We start from the raw sequence: 21,371 nt of genomic DNA, 5'->3' as shown, positions 1-21,371 counted from the left end.
TACCTGCCGGTACGTGTGACGATACGGATCTGCCGAAACTTGAGACCTCAATCTGGGGTCACGGCCGCAAAGGAACAGGACATGACCACCCCTGTGCCCTCCGCCCGCTCAGCAGTCCAACACGCGCCCTCGGGCGGGCAGTTGCTCGTCGTGGACGACGAGGAGGGGATCCGCTCCATGCTGACGATGGCGCTGGAGTTCCTCGGCTACCAGGTGACCGCCGCGGCCACCGGCCGCCAGGCCCTGCAGGCCGTCACCCGGTACGACCCCGATCTGATCCTCCTCGACGTCAACCTGCCCGACCTGAGCGGCTTCGAGGTGTGCCGGAACCTGCGCGACCGGGGCAACGCGGTCCCCGTGCTGTTCCTCACGGGGCTCGGCGGGGTCGACGACCGGGTACGCGGGCTGGACATGGGCGGCGACGACTTCGTCACCAAGCCGTTCGAACTGAAGGAGATCGCCGCCCGGGTCCGCGCCCTGCTGCGCCGGGCCGGCGGCGCCCGCCCCGCGCCCGACGGCCACCGCAACCGCCTCCGCGCCGGCGCGGTCCACCTGGACGCCGACGCCCACCAGGTCTGGGCCGACGGCCGCCCCGTCGACCTCACCACCACCGAGTTCGCCCTGCTGCGCTACCTCATGGAGAACCCCGGGCGCGTCCTGTCCCGGCGCCAGATCCAGGAGCGGGTCTGGAACCACCGCGACGAGGGGTCCGGCGTCGTCGACACGTACATCTACTACCTGCGCCGCAAACTGGGCGAGCCGGGTCAGTCCCTCATACGAACGGTCAGAGGAGTGGGCTACCAACTGTGCGCCAACTGAACGAGACCACCGTTTCCGGGCCGGGCACGGGCGGGTTGTGGCCATGAGCGGGTTCACCGGGCTGGGGGAGAGCATCCGGGCGGTCGGGCTGCTCGCGCCGGGTGACACACGCTCCCGGCCCCTCCCCGGCCGCCCGCTCCCGCCCGTCGAGCAGCCGATCCGCCCCCACCGCACCGGCCAACGCACCGTCTGCTTCTGGCTGATCGCCACGATCGCGACCCTGGGCGCCGTCGCCGCCCTCTCCGCCCACACCCTCGCCCAGCACCTCACGGCCCGCACCGACCAGGAAATAACGAGAGCCAGCGCTTTCGGCGGGGCGATCGCCCCGAGTGCGACCCCGACCCCGACCCTCGCCAAGAACGGACTCGTTCTCGTGTTCGATCTGCGGGGGCGGGTCGTCGCGCGTCACCCCGGGGCCGACGATCTGCCCGCGTTCCCGGTGCTCACCGCCGACCGGCTGAAGGCGTACGCGGCCCGGTCGGCGCCCTCCGCGTTCGGGGAGAGTTACCGGGCGAAGGTGGTGCGAACGACCGAAGCGGGCCGGGATCACCGGGGCGGGTACGTCGTCACCGCGAGATCCACCGTCGACGACCGCCGGGCCGTCGAGCGCCTGCTCCAGGTCGAGACGGCCGCCGCCCTCCCTCTGCTGGCCACCGTCCTGATCGGCGCCCGCCGCCTCGGTCGCCGCGAGGTCGAGGAACGGCAGGACACCGAGCGGCGGCTGCGCGAGTTCATGGCGGCGGCCGGGCACGAACTGCGCAACCCGCTGACCACGATCTCCGGTTACGCCGAACTCGCCCGGCTCGGCGACGAAACGTACGAACCGATGCGGCAGGAGGCGCTCGGCCGGATCGCCACCGAGGTCGGCCGTATGCGCACGCTCATCGACGAGCTGGTGCTGCTTACCCGCCTGGACTTCGGCCAGCCGCTCACGCTGACCTGCGTGGATCTGGCGCAGCTGTGCCGCGACGCGGTCTCCGCCGCCCGCGACTGCCACCCCGACCGCCCCGTACGGCTGCTGCTGGCCCCCGGCGACCACACGGTCACCGGTGACCCCTTGCGACTGCACCAACTCGTCGCCAACCTCCTGGCCAACGCCCGCGTGCACACACCACCGGGGACGACGACCACCCTGGGCCTCGGGACGGAGGACGGCCACCGGGTCATCGAAGTGCTGGACGACGGCCCGGGCATCCCCGACGAACTCCGCGCCCGGCTCTTCGACCCCTTCGTACGCGGCGAGGAGACCCGGACCGCCGGCAGCGGACTCGGCCTCAGCATCGTGGCGGCGATCGCGACGGCCCATGGGGGTGTGGTCACCTTGGAACCGTCCGAACCCTCGCACCGGGGCGCCTGGTTCAGGGTCCGCATCCCGGCGCCGTCGTGAGCCGCCCTGCCCGGGCCTCCCACGGGCGTAACCCAAGGGTGGTGAGCGGAGGTGGACTTTGCCAACGGCAGGGGAGTTTCTGATCGATCTCTGATGCGGCTCCGATCCGTTTCGGAGCGACGAGCGCTTAAGTGATCGACGTGCGGTGCCGCACCGTGTACGCACGGTGCGACCTCGTACGGCTCCCCCTCCGAGGTCGGCCCGGTATGCGCCCTGATCGACGGCTCATCGATCTACGACGAACGGAACGACGGCTCATCGACCGGCTCGGCTCAACCGGGTACGTCCTGGGCCGACCTCACTTGGCCCCTCCCTCTCTGGCCCTCACCCTCCCCCGCCCGCTGGCCCCCGCCTACGCGGGCTGCCGCCGCAGTTCCGCCAGGTGCTGCCGGGCGTGCTCCACGGCCCCGGCGCGGCGTCCGGGGACCCTGTCGCGCAACTCCACGAACTCGACGCCGAGTTGGTGAGCGCGCACGGTGTCCGTGATCAGGCTCCACTGATGGTGCGCGCGGTCGACCGCGGCCTCCACCACCGGGTCCTGGGCGGGCCGCCCCGCCGCGAGCCGCGCCCGGGCGACCCCCATCCAGGCGGCACAGCTGCCCGCCGGATCCCCCGCGAACATGGCGAGATCGGCCCGCACCTCCCGCCAGTGCAGCACCTGCTCCGATGCGTCGCCGAACTCCCGCAGGGCCTCCTGCTCCCGCCGAGCGGCGAGAGCATCGGCCTCACCGTGCCGTCCCGCCCCGACGGCCGCGCTGATGGCATCGTGCGGATCGACGCCGGCCTCCCCGGCCTTCGCGGCCTCCCCGGCCGCCGGGGTCACGGGCTCGGGCGGGAGCTCGGGGCGGCCGGCCGGAACCGGGGGGACAGCCCCCTGGGGACGGGGACGGGCAGTGGCAGCGGGCACGGGGGCAGCGGTCGCGGGGGCGCCGAACGTGGCACCCACCGGGGCGGCGCCCGTCGCGTCGTAGGAGAGCACCAGGTCGCCGTAACCCCCCCTCCTGGCGAGCACCTGCTCGTGCAGCACGGCCGGCTCCGGCCGCTGCCCGCTCCGCAGTATCGTCGCCAACGCCTTCATGTACGCCGGCACGGCCACCGCCCGCCGCACCCCACCGACCGGCGGCGCGACCCGCCCGTACACACTCACCCCCGGCCCGAGCGCGGGCGGCTGCCCGGCCAGCTGCTGCCACACCTCCGCGTCGGCGTGCAGATCGACGAAGAGCGTGGTGGACCCGGGTGCCCGCAGTCGCAGCTCCTCCACGATCCAGTGCCAGGGGAACGCGGTGTACCGCACGGTCGCCGGAGTCGTACGCGCCAGCGCCAGATGCACGAGCCGCTGCTTGCGGTCGAGTTGCAGCTGCCCCGCGAGGTACACCGTGAGCGGGCCGGGCGCGGTGGCCGCCGCGCGCAACCGTGTCAGGACGGCCTGCGGCTCCAGCGGGTCGGCCAGCTCGACGACGTTCGCCGTGGCCGTGCCGGACAGCACCTCGGGTGTGACGGCCGCCAGTACGGGGAGCACGGAGGCCGCGTCCACCAGGCACCCCTTGCCCATGGGCGAGGCCGCGAGCAGCAGCACCGTTCCCGGCATCGTTCCCTCCCCGTCGATCACGTGCACCAGCCAGCACGGTAACCGCTGCGCGTGCAAAGGGGGAAAGGAGCGGGGTGAAAAGCGGAGGCGGGAACGGGGCGGGAGAGGCGGAAGCGGAGGCGGGTGCCCGGCGTGAACCGGCGGGCGCCGCGCTCACTTCGGTGCGCCCGGCGCCCGCCGTACCGGCGCCGACGCCCGTCGCACCGCGAAGATCGTCGTGTCGTCGTCGAGGAAGCCGCCGGTGTGGGCGAGGACGCCGTCCCGGACGAGGCGGACCAGGGACTCCGGGGCGAGCACGGGCGCCCCGGCGGCGAGGGCGCGGGTGAGGTACTCGCGGAGCGGGAAGAAGACGCCGCGCCCGTCGCGCGCCTCCGTCACCCCGTCCGTGACCAGGAGCAACGTCTCGTCGGCGGCGAGCCGGACCGTGGCCGTCCGGGTTTCCGGCGGGGCCAGCCCCCCGAGCCCCAGCGGCAGTCCGTCCCGCAGCGGGAGGAGGCGCACGCCGTGGGGGGAGAGCAGCAGCGGCGGTTCGTGGCCGAAGTTCACTACGTCCAAGGTGAGCGCGTCGAGCCCCGTGAGGTCCGGGCCCCAGTCGGTGCGCTCGCTGCGCAGTTCGGGGAAGTCCAGCAGGACGGCGGTGGCGAAGCGCTCGGCGTCGTCACGGCCGACGTGCGCGCAGTAGCGCACGTGGCGGACCATCCGGGTCTCCAACCGCTCGGCCACGGTGACCGGTTCGGGCTCGTGGTACGCGGCCTCACGGAACGTGCCGAGCAGCACCGAGGCCGCCTCGACCGCCGCGAGCCCCTTGCCCTGGACGTCGCCGACGACGACACGCGTGCCGTAGGGGCTGGGCTGGATGTCGTAGAAGTCGCCGCCGACCCGGGCCTCGCTGTCGGCGGCGAGGTAGATCTCGGCATGGTCGAGGCCGCCGACGTCCGGCGGGAGCTGGCGCAGCAGGATACGGCGGGTGGTGTCGACGACGGCCCGCATGTGCAGCATCCGCTCCTGCCCGCGCAGCCGCACGGCGCAGGCCAGCACGGACAGGATGCCGCCCACGGCGACGAGGATGAAGTCGGGCAGACCGGTGCGCTCCTGATGGGGCCAGGAGCTGTCGCCCACGATGTACATGAGCATCGCGAGCGCCGCGAACAGCGCCGTCGTCCACACCCGGCAGACCGCGGCGGCCGTGCCCGGGACGAGCACCAGCCAGGAGATGACCCGGAAGTCGCCGCTGGTGAACCAGTCGACCACCGGTACGGCGAGCAGCACGACCAGCGGCGGCAGCCAGGCGACGTTCCGCCCGTGGATCCGCAGCGGCTGCTGCCGCGCGACGGGGTCCGGCTCCCGGCGCCCGAGCGGCACCGGCATCCGCATCCGCATGCCCCACAGCGAAACACGCCCCCACGCCCCCCGCATCCCGGCCCACCACGGCCGTGCCCCATGACGGCCGCAGGCCGTCCAGGGGCGCGGGGAACTGCGCGATCAGCCCCGACTGCCGCAGCCGCCCGCCCATGAGTTCCCCCGAGCTGTCAGGCGCCCCCGCAGCGACCCTGCCCAGGCCTCCCCACTCCCCCTGACAACCCCCACCCCCGACTTGCCAGCGGCCCTCCCCAGGTGTGCTCTGGAAGACGGGGCGGAGAGTGACGGGGGAGGGAAGAGAGGAGTGCTCCCATGGCTCAGACGGCACCCACTCCGGGGCGGCCGGGGATTCCGGGCGGGCCCTCGGTCAGGGGCAGGTCGGCGGCACCGGCCTCGCCCGATGTCTTCAGTGAGCGCACCCACCGGCTCGCCCATCTGATCCTGCCCGTGGTCCTCGGCCTCGTCTACGGCTACTGGGCCGCGGCGATGAACCGTGACGCCGGCCCCATCACCGGCTGGAACGTCCTCTTCGGCTTCGTGACCGCGTTCGTGTTCGCGGCGCTCTACATCGCCGTACAGACCGTGGCACCCCGGCTGCGCCGCGAACCGCACGCCCTCCTCTGGGCCGCCTTCGCGGGCTGCGCCTTCGGCTTCCTCTACAGCCAGGCCGCCCAGCACACCGTGGTGCGCTCGACGCTCATGTCCCTCGGTATCGCGGCGGCGGTCTTCGCGGTGACCTTCTACCGCTACTACACCCACGAGGACGCGACCGGCCACCGCCTGCGCTGACCGGCCACCGCCTGCGCTGACCGGTCCGGCCGGTCAGCGCACCTCTCACTCCTCCTCCCACTCCCAGGTGCCGGAGGCAGTGAACGTCCACGTGAACGAGACGGACCCGGAACCGTGCCCGTCCTGGCAGGGATCGCAGTCCTTCCAGCTCGGGCACGGATCCGTGCAGTTCGGCACCGAGCGGCCGTGCGTGTCGACGTACACCGCGCTCGCCCAGCCGCGGACGTCCCCGAGCCAGTACCAGTGCGGTTCGCCGAACACCTTCTGGCCCCGGACCTCGCAGTCGACGACGGCCCGGCTGCCGGGCGCGAGGGAGCCGACGACCCGGGAGTCCGTGGTCGGCTGTGCGCGGAGGTTGAGGTCACCGGCCGAGACGACCGTGCCGCGGACGGAGCCGTCGGAGGCGGCCGCCGCCGTGGTCCCGAGCGCCGACACCGCGAGCACACCACCGGTGACACCGGCCGCGACGAGCACCCGCAGGGCCGAAGTGCCCGGGGAACTCGGGGAACTCGGGGAACTCGGGGAACTCGGGGAACTCGGGGAACTCGGGGAACTCGGGGGACTCGGGGAACTCGGGGGACAGGGGGAAACGGACGGATTCGGAGTACGCGGATCACTACGACGCATGACTGCCTCCTCGGCACCCCCTTCGCCACCCCCTGTCACTCTTCCTCCAGGTAACACCCGTTCGAGTGAGCGCTCCACCGGAGAGGCACCCGCCACCGCCCTTGCCACCACCGGAGCCGCTCCTCCCCGTCCCCTCCCCGATCGGCTTGTCCTGGGGGGCCATTCGCAGTCACGTCCGTCGGGAGCGCTCGCGAGGTCGTGGGCGGGGGTCTTGCCTGGAGGGGTGTCCCACCGAGTCCGCGGCGCCCTGTCGGCCGTACTGACCACGCTCGCCTGCCTGCTCACGCCGGTGGGCGCACTGTCCGCGTGGGCGACGTACGAGCTCGCGGACCGGACGCGGTACGAGGCGGTCATGGCGCCCCTGGCCACCGACCCGGCCGTACGCGAGGCGCTCGCGGACGCGGTCGCCGCCGGGATCCTGCGCGAGGTCCGGGTGGGGCCGCCACTGCGGCGGCCGGTACGGGAGTTCACGCACGACGCGGCGCACTCCTTCACCCAGACCGAGGCGTTCCGCACGGCCTGGCACATGGTGAACCGGGCGGCGCACGACGCGGTGCTGAAGGCGGTGCGCGCCGAGGACGAGGACGCGGACGGCGCGGGCGCGGGCGGGCCCGGCGTCGGCGGGCCGCGGGCGGTGACCCTCGACCTCGCGCCGGTCGGCGAGCGCGTCAAACGTCAACTCGTGCGCGACCACGTGCCGTTCGCCCATCGCATCCCGGTCGCGCGCACCGAGGTCGAGGTTCTGTCGGCCACGGAACTGGTCCAGCTTCGAAAGGGGTATCGCGTGCTGGAAATCGCCGCGTTCTGGCTTCCGGTCGGTGCGCTCGCACTGGCCGCCGGTGGTGTGCTCGTCGCGACGCGGCGTCGTCGGGCCGTCTGCGCGACGGGTCTCGGCGCGGCGCTCGGCGGCGCGCTGCTCGGCGTCGCCGTGGCCCTCGGCCGCCACCTCACCCTCGCCGACCTGCCCCCGGACGTCTCCCCAGCGGCCGCGGGTGCCGTCTACGACGCGCTCACGGCCACCCTGCGCACGGTGACCTGGGGGCTGGTGCTCCTCGGCACGACCGTGGCCGCCACCGCCTGGCTCACGGGCCACCTCGTGCGACATCGCCGAGCGTCCGCAGCGCCCCCGCCAGCACCGGCGGAGGAACCGACGCGAGCCCGAGCCTGACGCAGTCGGCGGCGGCCGCGGCCTGCCCCGCGAGCACCCCCGACCCGCGCCGCACCCCCGCGACCCGGAACGCGGGCCCCGGGGTCACCGCCACGCCGCGTGCGGCCGCCGCCGCGCGGAACGTGTCCGCCCGCCAGGGCTCGGGCAGCTCCCACCACGCGTAGTAGGCCCGTGCGTCCCCCCGTACGGCGAACCCCGCGAGGTGCTCGGCGACCAGGCGCTGCCGCGCCGCCGCGTCGGCCCGCTTCGCCGCGACCAGCCGCGCGACCGTGCCGTCCCCGATCCAGCGCACCGCCGCCTCCAACGCGAACCGCCCCGCCGTCCAGCCGCCCGACCGCAGCGCGTCCGCCGCGCCCGCGACCCGTCCCTCCGGCACCACCAGGAACCCGACCGTCAGCCCCGGCGCCACCCGCTTGGACAGCCCGTCCACGACGAAGACCCGCTCCGGCGCGTACGCGGCCAGCGGCGGCAGCGCGCCCAGATCGCCGACGGCCATCTCACCCGGTTCCCCGCCCGGCTCCCCGCTCGCCAGGAACGACCAGATCCGGTCCTCGATCACCGGCAGGTCCAACTCCCGCACCACACGCGCGAGTTCAGCCCGGCGCCCCGCCCCCATCGTCACGGACGTCGGATTGTGCAGCGTCGGCTGGACGTACACCGCCGACAGCGGCGCCGCCCGGTGCGCGGCGACCACGGCCTCCGGCCGGAGCCCCTCCCCGTCCGTCGCGAGCGGCACCAGGGTGATCCCCAGCCGCCCGGCGATCTCCTTGACCAGCGGATACGTGAGGGACTCGACGCCGACGCGTCTCCCGGGCCGTACGAGGTGCGCGAGGGCCGCGGCGATGGCCTGGCGGGCGTTCCCCGCGAAGAGGAACCGGCCCGGGTCCGGGCGCCAGCCGGCCGTGGCGAGCAACCCGGCCGCCGCCTCGCGCGCGGCGGCCGTACCGGTCGCGGGGGCGGTACCCAGCGCGTCCGTCAGCACGTCCGGCCGCAGCAACGGCGCCAGCCCGGTGGCCAGCAGCTCCGACTGGCCGGGCGCGGAGGGATAGTTGAGCTCCAGGTTCACCGGTGCCGAGCCCGCCGACTCCGCCAGCGCCCGGCCGGCCGGTGCCGTCGGCGCCGCCCGCACGAACGTCCCGCGCCCGACCTCCCCCACCACCAGCCCGCGCCGCACCAGCTCCGTGTACACCCGCCCGGCGGTCGACCCGGCGATCCCCCGCCGCCGCGCGAACACCCGCTGCGGCGGCAGCCGGTCACCGGGCTGCAGCCGCCCGGTGGCGATGTCGTCCGCGATGCGATCGGCGATACGCCGGTAGTCGGCCACGGTCTGCCCCTCCCCCTCGCCCACCTCTACGTCCCGTCCCGCCTCGGTCCTGCCCTCGCGTGTTCCCTCTCCGCGTCCCGCCACCACGCGGTTCCCTCGCCGCCTCCGCCCCGACCACCACATTGCACCGAGGACAAAGATCTTATTGCACCGAGGAGTTGGGGCGTCCTAGGGTCGATGCCATGACCACCTTCCTCGCATACGAGGACAAAGGGGAACCCGTTCCCGCGGGCCGGCCTGCCCGCCTCCCCCTCGTCCTCATCCACGGCCACCCGTTCGACCGCACGATGTGGCACCCGCAGATCAGCGAGTTCTCCTCCTCCCGCCGCGTCATCGCCCCCGATCTGCGCGGCTACGGCCGGTCCCCCGTGGTCCCGGGCCTCACCCCGCTCTCCACCTTCGCCGAGGACATCGCGGCACTCCTGGACGACCTGGGGGTCCCGGAGTTCGTCCTCGGGGGTCTCTCCATGGGCGGCCAGATCGCGATGGAGTGCTACCGCCTGTTCCCGGACCGGGTCCGCGGCCTGCTCCTCGCCGACACCTTCCCCGCCGCCGAGACCGAGGAGGGCAGACGGACCCGGAACGCCATGGCCGACCGGCTGCTGCGCGAGGGCATGGCGGGGTACGCCGACGAGGTGCTGTTCAGGATGGTCGCCCCGTACGCCGACGCGGAGGTCGCGGCCCGGGTGCGCCGCATGATGACGGCCACCGATCCCGAGGGCGCCGCGGCGGCCCTGCGCGGGCGGGCCGAGCGCCCCGACTACCGCGAGCTGCTGACCCGCGTCACCGTGCCGGCACTGGTCGTCGTGGGCGCCGACGACGACTACACCCCGGTCTCCGACGCCGAGGCCATGCACGCCGCCCTCCCCGACTCCACCCTCCACGTCGTCGAGGGCGCCGCCCACCTGCCGAACCTGGAACGCCCCGACGAGTTCAACAAGGCACTGGGGGCCTTCCTGGCCCGCCTGGACTGACCCGCCAGGACCGAGCCGCGCCGAGTGCCCTCTCCCGGCCCTCCCACGCCCCCCATCGCCCCCTTTCACCCATTCGGCCTACACCACGTGCGGCCCCCTCCCCGCCGCGTGAGCATGCGGGTGAGCTGTCCATCCGTCGGAGGAGGCCCTCATGGCCCAGCACAGCACCGCACCACGCTCGAACGCCACGACGCAGGAGACGACGATGTCCCACCGGGGCGCCCGCTCGGAGTGGGCCCACGGCGGGATGATCTTCGCCGGTGTCCTGATGATGGTCATCGGCATCATGGGCATCCTCAACGGCATCGCCGGGATCGCCACGGACGACGTCTACACGAACATCGGCAGCTACGTCTTCGAGTTCAGCCTCACCACCTGGGGCTGGATCCATCTGGTGATCGGACTCTGCGTCCTGGGCACCGGGTGGGGCGTCATCCAGGGACATGACTGGGCCCGCGCGGTGGGGATCGCCCTGACCTCGCTGTTCGCCATCGAGTACTTCATGTTCCTGCCGTACGCGCCCGTCTGGTCGGTCATCTGCATCGGCATCGCGGTCTTCGTGGTCTGGTCCCTGGCGACGTCCCCGGACTTCAGTCACTCCGACTGAACGCCGAGCGCCTGAGAGCTCACGAGGACAACGGACCCACGGCACCTACGGCTGAGGGGCGAAGCCGGGCGCAGCCCCGGCTTCGCCCCTCAGGGGCGCGGGGAACTGCGCGAGAACCCCCACGAACCCGCACCCGCCCACGCACCCCACCCCCCATCCCCCCACCACCCGACCCACCCCCGATCCCACCCCGGCGCAACCTTCCCCCCACCCCACCCGTCCTTAGAAGGACCCGCCAAGAACAGCGAAAGGCACCGGCCGTGGAGAGCGCGACCATCGAACGGCCGGACCCCGCCCCGGAACCCGCGCCGGCAGCCGGGCCGCGCCCGCGCAAGCGCCACGGCGGCAAGGCCTTCCTCGCCACCCTGCTGCTCCTAGGCGTCACCCTCGTCGTCGGCTCCCGCGCCGCCGACATCGACGCCTTCACCCCGGTTCCCCAACTCCTCGCGTTCCTGCCCTGGCTGCTCGCCCCCACCGGCCTCGCCCTCCTCCTCGCGCTGCTCGCCCGCCGCTGGATCGGCCTGACCTGGGGCGTGGTGCTGCTCGGCGCGCTGGCCTGGTACATCGAGCCGTACGGCAAGGCGAGCGAACCCACCGGGCCGGTGCTCGCCGAGGTGCGAGTCATGACATCGAACGTGCAGTTCGGCCGTGGCACCGACGCCCTCGTCAAGGCCGTACGCCGCGAACGCCCCGACATCGTCTTCGTCGAGGAGTGCGAACTCACCTGCTCGGCCGAGCTGCGCGACAAGCTCGGCGACCTGAGCGGCCGGACCCCCGACTACCCACACCGGCAGTCCGTCGAGGGCTACGGCTCCACCGGCTCCGTCATCCTCAGCCGGTACCCCCTGAAGGCCACCGCCCCGATCCCCGGCTCGATGGGCATGCCGGGCGCCGTCGCCGACGTCGAGGGCCACCGCGTCCGGCTTCAGCTGGCGCACCCGATGCCGCCGCTGCCGGGGCAGCTGGACACCTGGCGGCGGGAGCTCGGCGCGCTGCGCGACTACGCGGCGAAGGACCCCCGGACGCCCACCGTCCTGGCCGGGGACTTCAACGCCACCCAGGACCACGCGGCCTTCCGCGCGATCCTCGACACGGGGATGATCGACGCCGCCCGGCTGACCGGACAGGACCGCAGGCCGACCTGGCCCTCCCGGACGACCCCGAGGTTCGGTGCCCAGATCGACCACGTCCTCGTCTCCGAGGAGGACTTCTCCGCCCGCGGGGTCCGCTTCCGGGCGCTGTCCGGCACCGACCACAACGCCGTCGTCGTGGACCTCTCGCTGCACCGGCGCGGGTGAGCCGAAAGGCCGCAAACGCCCCCGGAGACCCCGATCACCCACGGCCATAATGGGCGCATGCCCCGCACGCTCCCCATCGGCCTCACCCCGCCCGACTGGCTGGTGCGGAACCTCCGGCCGCAGCCCGCGCCGGTCAACCGGCCGGCCGTCGCGCGCGCCGCGATCGCGCTGACGCTGCCACTGGCGCTCGGCCTCGCCGCGGGCCGGCCCGAGTACGGCGCGCTCGCCTCGATGGGCGCCCTCTCGGGCGTCATCAGCGACACGGCGGCCGCGTACCGGATGCGGCTGCTGAACATCGCGGTCCCGCAGCTGTTCGCCGCCGTGGGCATCACGCTCGGGTCGCTGGTGTTCGGGCAGGGCTGGGTGACCGTCGGGGCCCTCACCGGGGTCGCGCTCGTCTCCGGGATGATCTCGTCGATCGGCGCCGTGGCCTCCGTGTCGGGGCTCCTGCTGCTGCTCAACTCGGTGATCGGGGCGGGACTGCCGATGCCGGGCCAGTGGTGGCTGGCCCCGCTGCTGATGACCGCCGGCGGCTTCCTCGTCCTCGCGCTGGCCCTGCTCGCCTGGCCCCTTCGGGCGGGCGTACCGGAACGGGCCGCCGTCGCCGACACCTACCGCAAGGTCGCGGACCTCCTCGCCACCATGACACCGGACGCCCCCGCCGAGCCCAGGACGGCGGGCCCGCCGGGCCCCGGCAAGGACTCCTACGACGACGCGCGGGTCCTGGTCACCCAGTCCCTCAACCAGTCCTACGACCTGGTCCTCGCCCGCCGCGCCCGGCACCACGGCCGCAGCCCCGAACTCGTGCGCCTGCTCGCGCAGTTGAACGCGATCACCCCGCTGGTGGAGGCCGCCCCGGCGGTACGGCTGTCCGGTCGCCCGCTGCCCGCCGAGGTCCCGGTGGCCGTACGGCACCTCGCGGAGGCCGTCGAGACGGGGTACTCGGGGCCGCTCGGGCTGCGGCTGCCGGAGCCCGGCAGCGGGATAGGGCGGGCGGTCGACCAGGCGCTGCGGCACGCCGCCGACGTCGCCGCCGAGAAATCGCCGGACGCGCTGCGAAAGGCCGGCGACCGGGCCGGCCGCCCCGCGCCGCTGGGCGTGCGCGCCGTCCGGGTCGCCCGGAACGTCGCCCTCTCCGGCACCTCCTGGCGCTACGGGCTGCGTCTCGCGCTCTGCATCGGCATCGCCCAGGCACTGGTGTCGCTGGTGCCCGTACCACGCTCGTACTGGGTGGCGCTGACCATCACGTTCGTCCTGAAGCCGGACTTCGGGTCGGTCTTCTCCCGGGCGCTGCTGCGGGCGCTCGGCACGGTCGTCGGGCTGGTGGTCGCGGCCGGGATCCTCACCGAGGTGCCGCGCGGCTGGTGGGACGTGCCGGTGATGCTGCTTCTCGCACCGCTCATCCCGGTGTTCACGCCCCGGGGCTACGGCTACCAGACGGCGGCCATCACCCCGGTGATCCTGCTGCTCTCCGACACCCTCAACCACCAGGGCACCGACCTGCTCGTCCCGCGTCTCGTCGACTCCCTCATGGGCTGCGCGATCGCCCTCGTCGCGGGCTATCTGCTCTGGCCGGAGAGCTGGCACGCCCGGGTCGGCGACCGGCTCGCGGACGCCGTCGCCGACACGGCCGCGTACGTCGAACGCGCCTTCGGGCAGACCCCGGCGGACCCCGCCGACCGGGCCCGGACCCGCCGCCGCCTCTACCGCGACCTCTCCACGATCCGTACGGAGTTCCAGCGGGCCCTGACCGAACCGCCGCCCGTCGGCCGGCGCGCCGCCGCCTGGTGGCCGCTGGTCGTGGCGGTCGAGCGGATCGTGGACGCGACGACGGCGGCCCGGGTCCGGATCAAGCAGGGCGCCGCACCGCCGTCCGCCGCCGAGGTCGACCAAGTCGCCCTTCAATTGCGGGAGTTGGCAGACGGCCTACGGAAGACCGAGACCCTCTACGCGGTGCGCTCCGACCTCAGCGGACCGCCGGACAGCGTGCTGGAGCCGCTCCGCCAGGAGGTGGCGGCGGCCCGGACGATCACCTCGCCCCACTGAGCCCCGGTCTCTCCAGGTCAACCCGGCGCAGGGCGCCGAATCGTTACGTCATCCCCGCACGGGTGACGGAGGGCGAATGCGCAGCCGGAAAGCAGTCATGATCAATCCTGTTCAACCGCCCTACCTATAAGGGGATTTTTCATGCGTCGCACCGCGACCGTCCTGCTCGGAACCCTCGCCCTCGCCGGCGCCATGGCCCCGGCCGCCCACGCGGTCCCGGACCCGGTTGCCACCGTCACCTGCCTCGCGGAGACCCCGGCCGCCGTGGCGGAGCTGGCCGACCCGGCCGCGCTCCTCGACCCGGCCGCCCTGCTGGACCCGGCCGCCGCCCCCGGCGTCAGCTGCCTGGCTCCCTGAGCCCCGCTCCGCGCAAGGCGTGCGGGCCGCCCTCTCCGACAGGAGGGCGGCCCGCATCCGTATGTGTGCTGCGACCTGTGTCGCTCAGACGCCGATGTCGCAGCCGTCCGCGCGCCACACGGCGACGACCGCCGGGCGGACGTGCTTGCCGGGTCCGTCGGGCCAGGTGCTCTTCGGGTTCTCGACGGTGGCTCCGTCCAGCTCACCCGGGTGCTGCACGGCGACCAGGACGCGGCGGTCCTGGATGATCGGGCCGCAGGTCTCGGCGCCGCTCGGCACCGTCAGGAACTGCTTCAGCTCACCGCGCCGCTCACCTCGGGTCGCCACGCCGAAGAGACCGTCGTGCGAGCCGAGCTGGGCGCCGTCGGTGGAGATCCACAGGTTGCCGTACCGGTCGAAGGCGACGTTGTCCGGGCAGGAGATCGGGGAGACGTCGTCCTTCGGGAAGCCGGCGAAGTAGGTCGCCGGGTCGTTCGGGTCGCCCGCGACGAGGAAGAGCAGCCAGGCGAACCTGGTGCTCTCGGGCCGGTTCCAGCGCTCGGTGAGCTCCAGCACCTGGCCGTGCTTGTTGGCGTTGCGCGGGTTGGCCTCGTCGGCGGCGGCGAAGCCGGTCTTGCCGCGGTTGGAGTTGTTGGTGAGGGCGACGTAGACCTTGCCGGTGACCGGGTTCGGCTCGATGTCCTCGGGGCGGTCCATCTTGGTGGCGCCGACCTTGTCACCGGCGAGCCGGGTGAAGACGAAGACCTCGTCGGCGGTCATGCCGTCCACGTGCGAGACGGCGCCCTTGGCGGTGGCGGTGGCCAGCGGGATCCACTCGCCGGAGCCGTCGAACTCACCGTCGCCCGGCAGCTTGCCCGTACCGTCGATCTCGATCGCCGGGGAGTCGCCGGTCAGCTTGGCGACGTAGAGCGTGCCCTCGTCCAGCAGCGAGAGGTTGTGCTCGCGGACGGCGCGGCTCGACCCCTTCTTCATCCGCTTGCTGCTGACGAACTTGTAGAAGTAGTCGAAGCGCTCGTCGTCGCCGGAGTAGACGACGGGGCGCCCGTCCGCGGTCAGCCGGATGGTGGCGGCCTCGTGCTTGAACCGCCCGAGCGCGGTGTGCTTGCGCGGCGTGGAGGAGGGGTCGTACGGGTCGAACTCGACGACGTACCCGAAACGGTGCACCTCGTTCGGCTCCTGGGCGACGTCGAACCGCTTGTCGAACCGCTCCCACTTGCGCTCGCTGGCGCCGGTGCCGATGCCGTAGCGCTTGTCGGTCGTCCGGCTGCTGTTGGCGAAGTACTGGTTGAAGTTCTCCTCGCCGTGGAGCGTGGTGCCCCAGGGGGTCGTGCCGCCGGAGCAGTTGTTGAGGGTGCCGAGGACCTTGCGGCCGGTCGGGTCGGCGGAGGTCTTCAGCAGGTCGGAGCTGGCGGCGGGGCCGGTGAGCCGGAACTCGGTCGTCGCCGTGACCCGGCGGTTGAGGTGGTGGCGGGGCACGGCGGTGAGCTTGCCGGTGCGCCTGTCCTCCTCGACCACGACGGCGGACAGGCCGTGGGCGGCCCAGGCGACCTCGACCTGGTCGCGGGTCGGGTTGGCGGCGTCGTAGCCGCGGAACATCAGGACCTCGTCGGTGTACTCGTGGTTCGCGACGAGCAGCTGACGGCCGCGCTCACCGGGGAGCGGGAGCAGGGCCAGGAAGTCGCAGTTGTACCCGAACTGACCGGCCTGGGCCTTGCCCGTCTGGTTCTCCGGGTCGAAGGCGGGGGCGCCGCGCAGGATCGGCTCGCCCCAGCGGATGACCACGTTCTGCTTGTAGCCCTCGGGGACGGTCACCGCGTCGGCGGTGTTGGGCGCGACGGAGGTGTAGCGCAGACCGCGGGCGGCCTTGGGCCGGGTCTTGGACGCGGCGGCACCGGCGGACCCGGCGGTCTCCGCCGAGGTGGCCGCGGTGGCGGGGTGGGCGGTGCCGAGCGAGACGGCCGTGCCGGCCGCGCCGGCCACGGAGACGACGGCGGCGGCCCTCATCACCGAGCGACGGCTGAGCGCGCCCGCGATGACGTCGCCCACGTACTCGTTGGTGCTGGTGTTCGGCACCTCGTGGAAGCAGGCGTCACCACAGCGGAACCGACAGGTCAGGGCGGAACGGCCGCCGGGATGCGAGCCGATCATGGGCAGCAGCTTGCGCACAGCGCGCTCCTCGATACTCTTTGTGCCTTTTGATGTGAGCGCGACGCTATGGGGGCATGCGTTCGAAAACAGGGACGCGAAGTGAACAGAGGGTGAACCTGCGGCAGTTGGGGCGGTGTTGACAGCGCGGGGTGGCGGGGATAGTGAAAGGCCCCTGCCCCACCCCAAGATCGCCCCGCCCGGCCGCTAACCTTACGTGTCCGTCCTGGCCAGGGATTGACGGGCTTCAACTCACCCGAAGGGTTGCGCACATGGGCATTCTCTCTCTCCTGCGGAATGCGTTCAGCCGCTCACGCAAGGGGCGCGACACGGTTCCTTCGCAGGAGGCGGAGCGGGATTCCGCCCCGGAGGACACCTCCGCGGCGGCGGACGAGGGGGCCGCGACGCGGCAGGCCGCCGAGCCGAGGGTCCCGGCCCCGGCGACGGAGCCCGCGCCCCCGACATCATCCTCATCCTCCTCCGTCGCCGACGAACTCGTCTCCGCGGCCTTCGACAACGTGACGGTCCCGAAGCCGCGCACCACGGAGCCGACGGAGAGAAAGCCGGAGGCGGAAACGGACGCCACGTCTTCCGGCACGGACGCCGAGGCTTCGGGTGCGGGTGCCGAGGCAGCGGCTCAGGAGACGGGGGCTGCGGCTGCGGCGTCCGCCGAGGTCACGCCGGAGACTGCGGCGCCGGAGGTTGGGGCGTCCGCCGAGGTCACGCCGGAGACCGAGGCTGAGGCGTCGGCCGAGGTCACGCCGGAGAGTGCGGCGCCGGAGGTTGAGGCGTCGACTGAGGAGTCGGCCGAGGTCACGTCGGAGACCGAGGCTGAGGCGCGGGCCGAGACGAAGGCGGAGCCCACGGAGGCCGAGCCGAAGCCGGTCGCCGAGGAGAAGGCCGAGGCCGGGGTGCCCGCCGAGGCTGCGACCGAGGCGCCTGCCGAAGCCGCGGTGGAGGCCGAGGCGGAGACGTCGTCGGTGGTCGAGGCGGAGCCTGTCGCTGAGGCGAGCGTCGCCGACAAGGACGAGCCGAAGCCGGTCGCCGAAACCGCCGACGAGGCGGAGGCCGCCGCGCCGGTCCTTGACGCGGAGCCCGCCGCTGCCGACGAGGCTGAGGTGGCGGCTGCCGACGAGGCCGAGCGCGAGGCGTCGGCCGCGGCTGACGCGAAGGCCGCCGACGAGGAGCCTGCCGCGCCGGTCGCCGAATCCGCGTCTGAGCCGGTGGTCGAAGCCGAGCCCGTGGCGGCGGACACCGCCCCGGAGGCGGAGGCCGAGACCGTGCCCGCGTCCGCCGAGGCGGAGGCCGCCGCGGCGTCGTCGTCCGAGGCCACCGAGGTGGCTGCGGACACGCCCGTGGCGGAGGCGGAGCCCGCGTCCGCCCCGGAGCCGGAGGCCACGGAGGAGTCCGAGCCCGCAGCGGAGCCGAAGGCTGCCGCCGAGGCCGCGCCGGAACCCGAGGCTTCTCCTGAACCCGAGGCTTCTCCTGAACCCGAGGCCACCCCGGGCCCCGCGGCCGCCGCCGAGCCGGAAGCCGCTCCGGAGCCGACCGCAACCCCCGAGCCCGAAGCCGCAGTCGAACCGGCCGTGACCCCTGAGCCGGAAGTCACGCCGGAGCCCGAAGCCACCACCCCCGACCCGATCGCCGACGAACCGGCCGTGACCCCGGAACCGGAAGTCACCCCCGAACCGGTCGCCGCCGAGTCCCCCGAGGCCGCTGACCTCGTCGTCGTGGCCGATGAAGCCGCCCCCGAAGCCGCGGACGCCGACGGCGCGGTCGCCCCACAGGTGGCACCCGCGGCCGACGACGAGAGCGGCACGGGTGGTGCGGGTGGGAAGACGGACACGGCCGACGGCGCAGCCGAGGCTGTGCCGCCCGCCACCGTCCCGGCAGGCCTCCGCACCGCCTACACCGCCGCCCACGAAGCCCTCGCCAAGCAGAACCTCACCACCACCCGCGCCAAGGTCTACCTCGTCCTCGACAGGTCGGCCTCCATGCGCGGCTACTACAAGGACGGCTCCGCCCAGGCCCTCGGCGAGCAGACCCTCGCCCTCGCCGCCCACCTCGACCCCGAGCAGCCCCCCACCGTCCCCGTCGTGTTCTTCTCCACGGAACTGGACGGCACCGGCGAGCTCACCCTCGACGCGTTCGACAACAAGGTCGACGACCTGCACGCCGGCCTCGGCCGCATGGGCCGTACCAGCTACCACGTGGCCGTCGAGGAGGTCCTCGCCCAGCACCAGAAGGCGGCCCCCGGCACCCCGGCCCTCGTCGTCTTCCAGACCGACGGCGCCCCGGACGCCAAGACCCCGGCGAACCAGGCGCTCGCGGACGCCGCGAAGAACCACCCGGCCGTCCATTTCGCGTTCGTCGCGTTCGGCGACCCGGAGAACAAGGCCTTCGACTACCTCCGGAAGCTGAAGACGCCCAACACGTCCCACTTCCTGGCCGGCGAGACCCCCCGCGAACTGACGGACGCCGAGGTCTACGAGGGCATCCTGTCCACCTGGCGCCCGTAGCACGCGGCAACCGCCCGCACCCGGCGACGAAAGGCACCCGCACCGCCCCGTGACACCCGTGCCGCCCGCTTCCCACCCGTCAAAACGGGAGGCGGGCGGCACACCCATGTCGGCTAGGATTTCAAGACTCACGAATACGACCGACCTGGGAGCATCCCCCGATGGCTCGACACCTCATCACCAGCGCCCTTCCGTACATCAACGGGATCAAGCACCTGGGCAACATGGTGGGGTCCATGCTCCCGGCGGACGTGTACTCCCGTTACCTGCGCCAGCGCGGCCACGACGTGCTGTACATCTGCGCGACGGACGAGCACGGCACCCCCGCCGAGCTGGCCGCCAAGGAGCAGGGTCTGCCCGTCGACACGTTCTGCGCGCAGGCGCACGACGCGCAGAAGGCGGTCTACGACGGCTTCGCACTGGCCTTCGACTACTTCGGCCGGAGTTCCTCCCCGCAGAACGTCGAGATCACCCAGCACTTCGCGCGCCGCCTCAAGGAGAACGGCTTCATCGAGGAGCGTGCGATCCGCCAGGTGTACTCCCCGACCGACGGCCGCTTCCTCCCGGACCGCTACGTCGAGGGCACCTGCCCGCACTGCGGCTACGACAAGGCCCGCGGCGACCAGTGCGAGAACTGCACCCGCGTCCTGGACCCGACCGACCTGATCGACCCCCGCAGCGCCATCTCCGGCTCCACCGACCTGGAGGTCCGCGAGACCAAGCACCTCTTCCTCCTGCAGTCCAAGCTGCAGCACGAGGTCGAGGCCTGGGTCGCGGCGCACGAGGAGGAGTGGCCGCATCTGTCGTCCTCCATCGCCCGTAAGTGGCTGAACGAGGGCCTGCACGACCGCGCCATCACCCGTGACCTGGACTGGGGCGTCCCGGTCCCGGCGGACACCTGGCCGGAGCTGGCGGCCGAGGGCAAGGTCTTCTACGTCTGGTTCGACGCCCCGATCGAGTACATCGGCGCGACGAAGGAGTGGTCGGACGCCGCCCCGGACGGCGAGACCCGCGACTGGAAGTCGTGGTGGTACGAGGCCGACGGCGGCGACCACCCCGTCCGGTACACGCAGTTCATGGCGAAGGACAACGTCCCGTTCCACACGGTGATGTTCCCGGCCACGGAGCTGGGCATCCGTGAGCCGTGGAAGAAGGTCGACTACGTCAAGGCCTTCAACTGGCTGACGTACTACGGCGGGAAGTTCTCCACGTCCCAGAAGCGCGGCGTCTTCACCGACCAGGCGCTGGAGATCCTCCCGGCGGACTACTGGCGCTACTTCCTCATCGCCAACGCCCCCGAGTCGGACGACTCGTCCTTCACCTGGGAGCACTTCACGGCCACGGTCAACAAGGACCTCGCCGACACCCTCGGCAACTTCGTCAACCGGGTGCTGTCCTTCTCGAAGAAGCGGTTCGGCGAGGAGGTCCCGGCGGGCAGCGCCGCCGGTGAGGCGGAGGCGAAGCTGGGCGAGGAGATCGCCCGTCTGCTCGCCGAGTACGAGGCGCAGATGGAGGCGCTCCAGTTCCGCAAGGCGGCCGCGGCGCTGCGTGCCCTGTGGTCGGCGGGCAACTCCTACCTGGAGGAGAAGGCCCCCTGGCTGGAGATCAAGACCGACCAGGGCGGCGCTGCCCTCACCCTGCGCACGGCCATGAACCTCATCCACCTCTACTCGGTGGTCTCGGAGCCCTTCATCCCGGCGTCCTCGGCCACCATGCGCGCCGCGTTCGCCCTCGCTGACGACACGGCCACCTGGGTCACGGCGGACGAGGCCAAGTCCCTCACCTCCGTCCCCGCCGGCACCCCGTTCACGGTCCCCCCGGTCCTCTTCGCCAAGCTGACGGACGACGACCTGGAGGCGTACAAGGAGCGCTTCGGCGGCGAACCGGCGTAACGCCCACGCCGCCACGCCGGCGAGGCAACCCCGTATGTCCAGATGTGCGTCTGTGTGTGCATGGCACTGTTCGGAAACGCGCACACGGTCAATCCCGGCAAGGCCCAGCAGGACTACGGACGTCTGCTGGGCCACGGGGAGCAGGTGCACGCCGCGTTCCTGCTGATCCGCGACACCATCCTGTTCACCGACCGCCGGCTGATCCTGATCGACAAGCAGGGCATCACCGGCAAGAAGGTGGAGTACCACTCGATCCCGTACCGCAGCATCACGCACTTCGCGGTCGAGACGGCCGGCCACTTCGACCTCGACGCCGAACTGAAGATCTGGCTCTCCGGCACTCACGAACCGATCGAGAAGACGTTCACCAAGGGCGTGGACATCTACGAGGTACAGGCGATCCTCACGCAGTTCGTGGCCCGCTAGGCCCCCCGGAAGGAGTGAGCGGAACAAGTGGAGCAGCTTGCGCGGG

The 21,371-nt window shown here is 72.9% G+C and carries 17 protein-coding genes; 12 read left to right on the top strand and 5 right to left on the bottom strand.

Annotated features, from left to right (window positions below):
* Positions 1–81: 81 nt before the first annotated feature.
* Both GWK25_RS42545 and GWK25_RS42540 read left to right on the top strand, forming a co-directional pair.
* A complete protein-coding gene (locus GWK25_RS42545; RefSeq protein WP_251829285.1) occupies positions 82–819 on the top strand; it encodes a response regulator transcription factor in 738 nt (245 codons plus the stop codon).
* A gap of 43 nt (positions 820–862) precedes the next feature.
* Positions 863–2,206 (top strand): sensor histidine kinase KdpD, encoded by a 1,344-nt coding sequence (locus GWK25_RS42540; RefSeq protein WP_215457050.1) that lies wholly within the window; start codon positions 863–865, stop codon positions 2,204–2,206.
* A 352-nt stretch (positions 2,207–2,558) separates the two neighbouring features.
* Here GWK25_RS42540 and GWK25_RS42535 read toward each other — a convergent pair whose 3' ends face one another.
* Together GWK25_RS42535 and GWK25_RS42530 are read right to left on the bottom strand one after the other, a co-directional pair.
* Positions 2,559–3,794: a hypothetical protein gene (locus tag GWK25_RS42535; RefSeq protein WP_215457049.1), complete on the bottom strand. Its 1,236-nt coding sequence runs from the start codon at positions 3,792–3,794 to the stop codon at positions 2,559–2,561.
* A 153-nt stretch (positions 3,795–3,947) separates the two neighbouring features.
* Entirely contained in the window at positions 3,948–5,174 is a 1,227-nt protein-coding gene (locus GWK25_RS42530) for a PP2C family protein-serine/threonine phosphatase (protein WP_215457048.1), read from the bottom strand.
* A 291-nt stretch (positions 5,175–5,465) separates the two neighbouring features.
* On the opposite strand from GWK25_RS42530, the gene GWK25_RS42525 reads away from it, so the two are divergent.
* Entirely contained in the window at positions 5,466–5,942 is a 477-nt protein-coding gene (locus tag GWK25_RS42525; RefSeq protein WP_215457047.1) for a hypothetical protein, read from the top strand.
* 45 nt (positions 5,943–5,987) lie between these two features.
* Here the strand turns inward: GWK25_RS42525 and GWK25_RS42520 are convergent, their stop codons facing one another.
* The gene (locus GWK25_RS42520) at positions 5,988–6,416 is read right to left on the bottom strand and encodes an SH3 domain-containing protein (protein WP_308010680.1); all 429 of its coding nucleotides are present in this window, start codon (positions 6,414–6,416) and stop codon (positions 5,988–5,990) included.
* Between the two features lie 376 nt (positions 6,417–6,792).
* On the opposite strand from GWK25_RS42520, the gene GWK25_RS42515 reads away from it, so the two are divergent.
* Positions 6,793–7,737 (top strand): hypothetical protein, encoded by a 945-nt coding sequence (locus GWK25_RS42515; protein ID WP_215457045.1) that lies wholly within the window; start codon positions 6,793–6,795, stop codon positions 7,735–7,737.
* On the opposite strand, the gene GWK25_RS42510 is transcribed toward GWK25_RS42515, so the two are convergent.
* Positions 7,652–9,061, bottom strand: coding sequence for a PLP-dependent aminotransferase family protein (locus tag GWK25_RS42510; RefSeq protein WP_215457955.1), 1,410 nt, complete (start codon positions 9,059–9,061; stop codon positions 7,652–7,654). The two genes, GWK25_RS42515 and GWK25_RS42510, sit on opposite strands and share 86 nt — an antisense overlap.
* 182 nt (positions 9,062–9,243) lie before the next feature.
* Here GWK25_RS42510 and GWK25_RS42505 point away from each other — a divergent pair, with 182 nt between their 5' ends.
* The 5 genes from GWK25_RS42505 (at position 9,244) to GWK25_RS42485 (ending at position 14,343) form a co-directional block, all read left to right on the top strand.
* Positions 9,244–10,035, top strand: a complete 792-nt coding sequence (locus GWK25_RS42505) for an alpha/beta fold hydrolase (RefSeq protein WP_215457044.1) — start codon at positions 9,244–9,246, stop codon at positions 10,033–10,035.
* A 151-nt stretch (positions 10,036–10,186) separates the two neighbouring features.
* Entirely contained in the window at positions 10,187–10,642 is a 456-nt protein-coding gene (locus GWK25_RS42500; protein ID WP_215457043.1) for a hypothetical protein, read from the top strand.
* A gap of 260 nt (positions 10,643–10,902) precedes the next feature.
* Entirely contained in the window at positions 10,903–11,940 is a 1,038-nt protein-coding gene (locus GWK25_RS42495; protein ID WP_215457042.1) for an endonuclease/exonuclease/phosphatase family protein, read from the top strand.
* A 57-nt stretch (positions 11,941–11,997) separates the two neighbouring features.
* The gene (locus GWK25_RS42490) at positions 11,998–13,986 is read left to right on the top strand and encodes an FUSC family protein (RefSeq protein ID WP_215457041.1); all 1,989 of its coding nucleotides are present in this window, start codon (positions 11,998–12,000) and stop codon (positions 13,984–13,986) included.
* 141 nt (positions 13,987–14,127) lie between these two features.
* Entirely contained in the window at positions 14,128–14,343 is a 216-nt protein-coding gene (locus tag GWK25_RS42485; protein ID WP_215457040.1) for a hypothetical protein, read from the top strand.
* Positions 14,344–14,427: 84 nt separating this feature from the next.
* On the opposite strand, the gene GWK25_RS42480 is transcribed toward GWK25_RS42485, so the two are convergent.
* Entirely contained in the window at positions 14,428–16,509 is a 2,082-nt protein-coding gene (locus tag GWK25_RS42480) for a PhoX family phosphatase (protein WP_215457039.1), read from the bottom strand.
* 251 nt (positions 16,510–16,760) lie between these two features.
* Between GWK25_RS42480 and GWK25_RS42475 the strand changes: the two genes are divergently transcribed.
* From GWK25_RS42475 to GWK25_RS42465, 3 genes are all read left to right on the top strand, one after another.
* A complete protein-coding gene (locus GWK25_RS42475; RefSeq protein ID WP_215457038.1) occupies positions 16,761–19,007 on the top strand; it encodes a VWA domain-containing protein in 2,247 nt (748 codons plus the stop codon).
* A 161-nt stretch (positions 19,008–19,168) separates the two neighbouring features.
* Complete coding sequence (gene metG, locus GWK25_RS42470; RefSeq protein ID WP_215457037.1) at positions 19,169–20,899, top strand: methionine--tRNA ligase; 1,731 nt, start codon at positions 19,169–19,171, stop codon at positions 20,897–20,899.
* A gap of 60 nt (positions 20,900–20,959) precedes the next feature.
* Complete coding sequence (locus GWK25_RS42465; protein WP_184906220.1) at positions 20,960–21,325, top strand: PH domain-containing protein; 366 nt, start codon at positions 20,960–20,962, stop codon at positions 21,323–21,325.
* The last annotated feature ends 46 nt before the right edge of the window (positions 21,326–21,371 follow it).

The organism is Streptomyces sp. ATCC 21386 (genome assembly GCF_018728545.1).
Lineage (GTDB): Bacteria > Actinomycetota > Actinomycetes > Streptomycetales > Streptomycetaceae > Streptomyces.
This window is presented reverse-complemented; position numbering and strand designations above follow the sequence as displayed.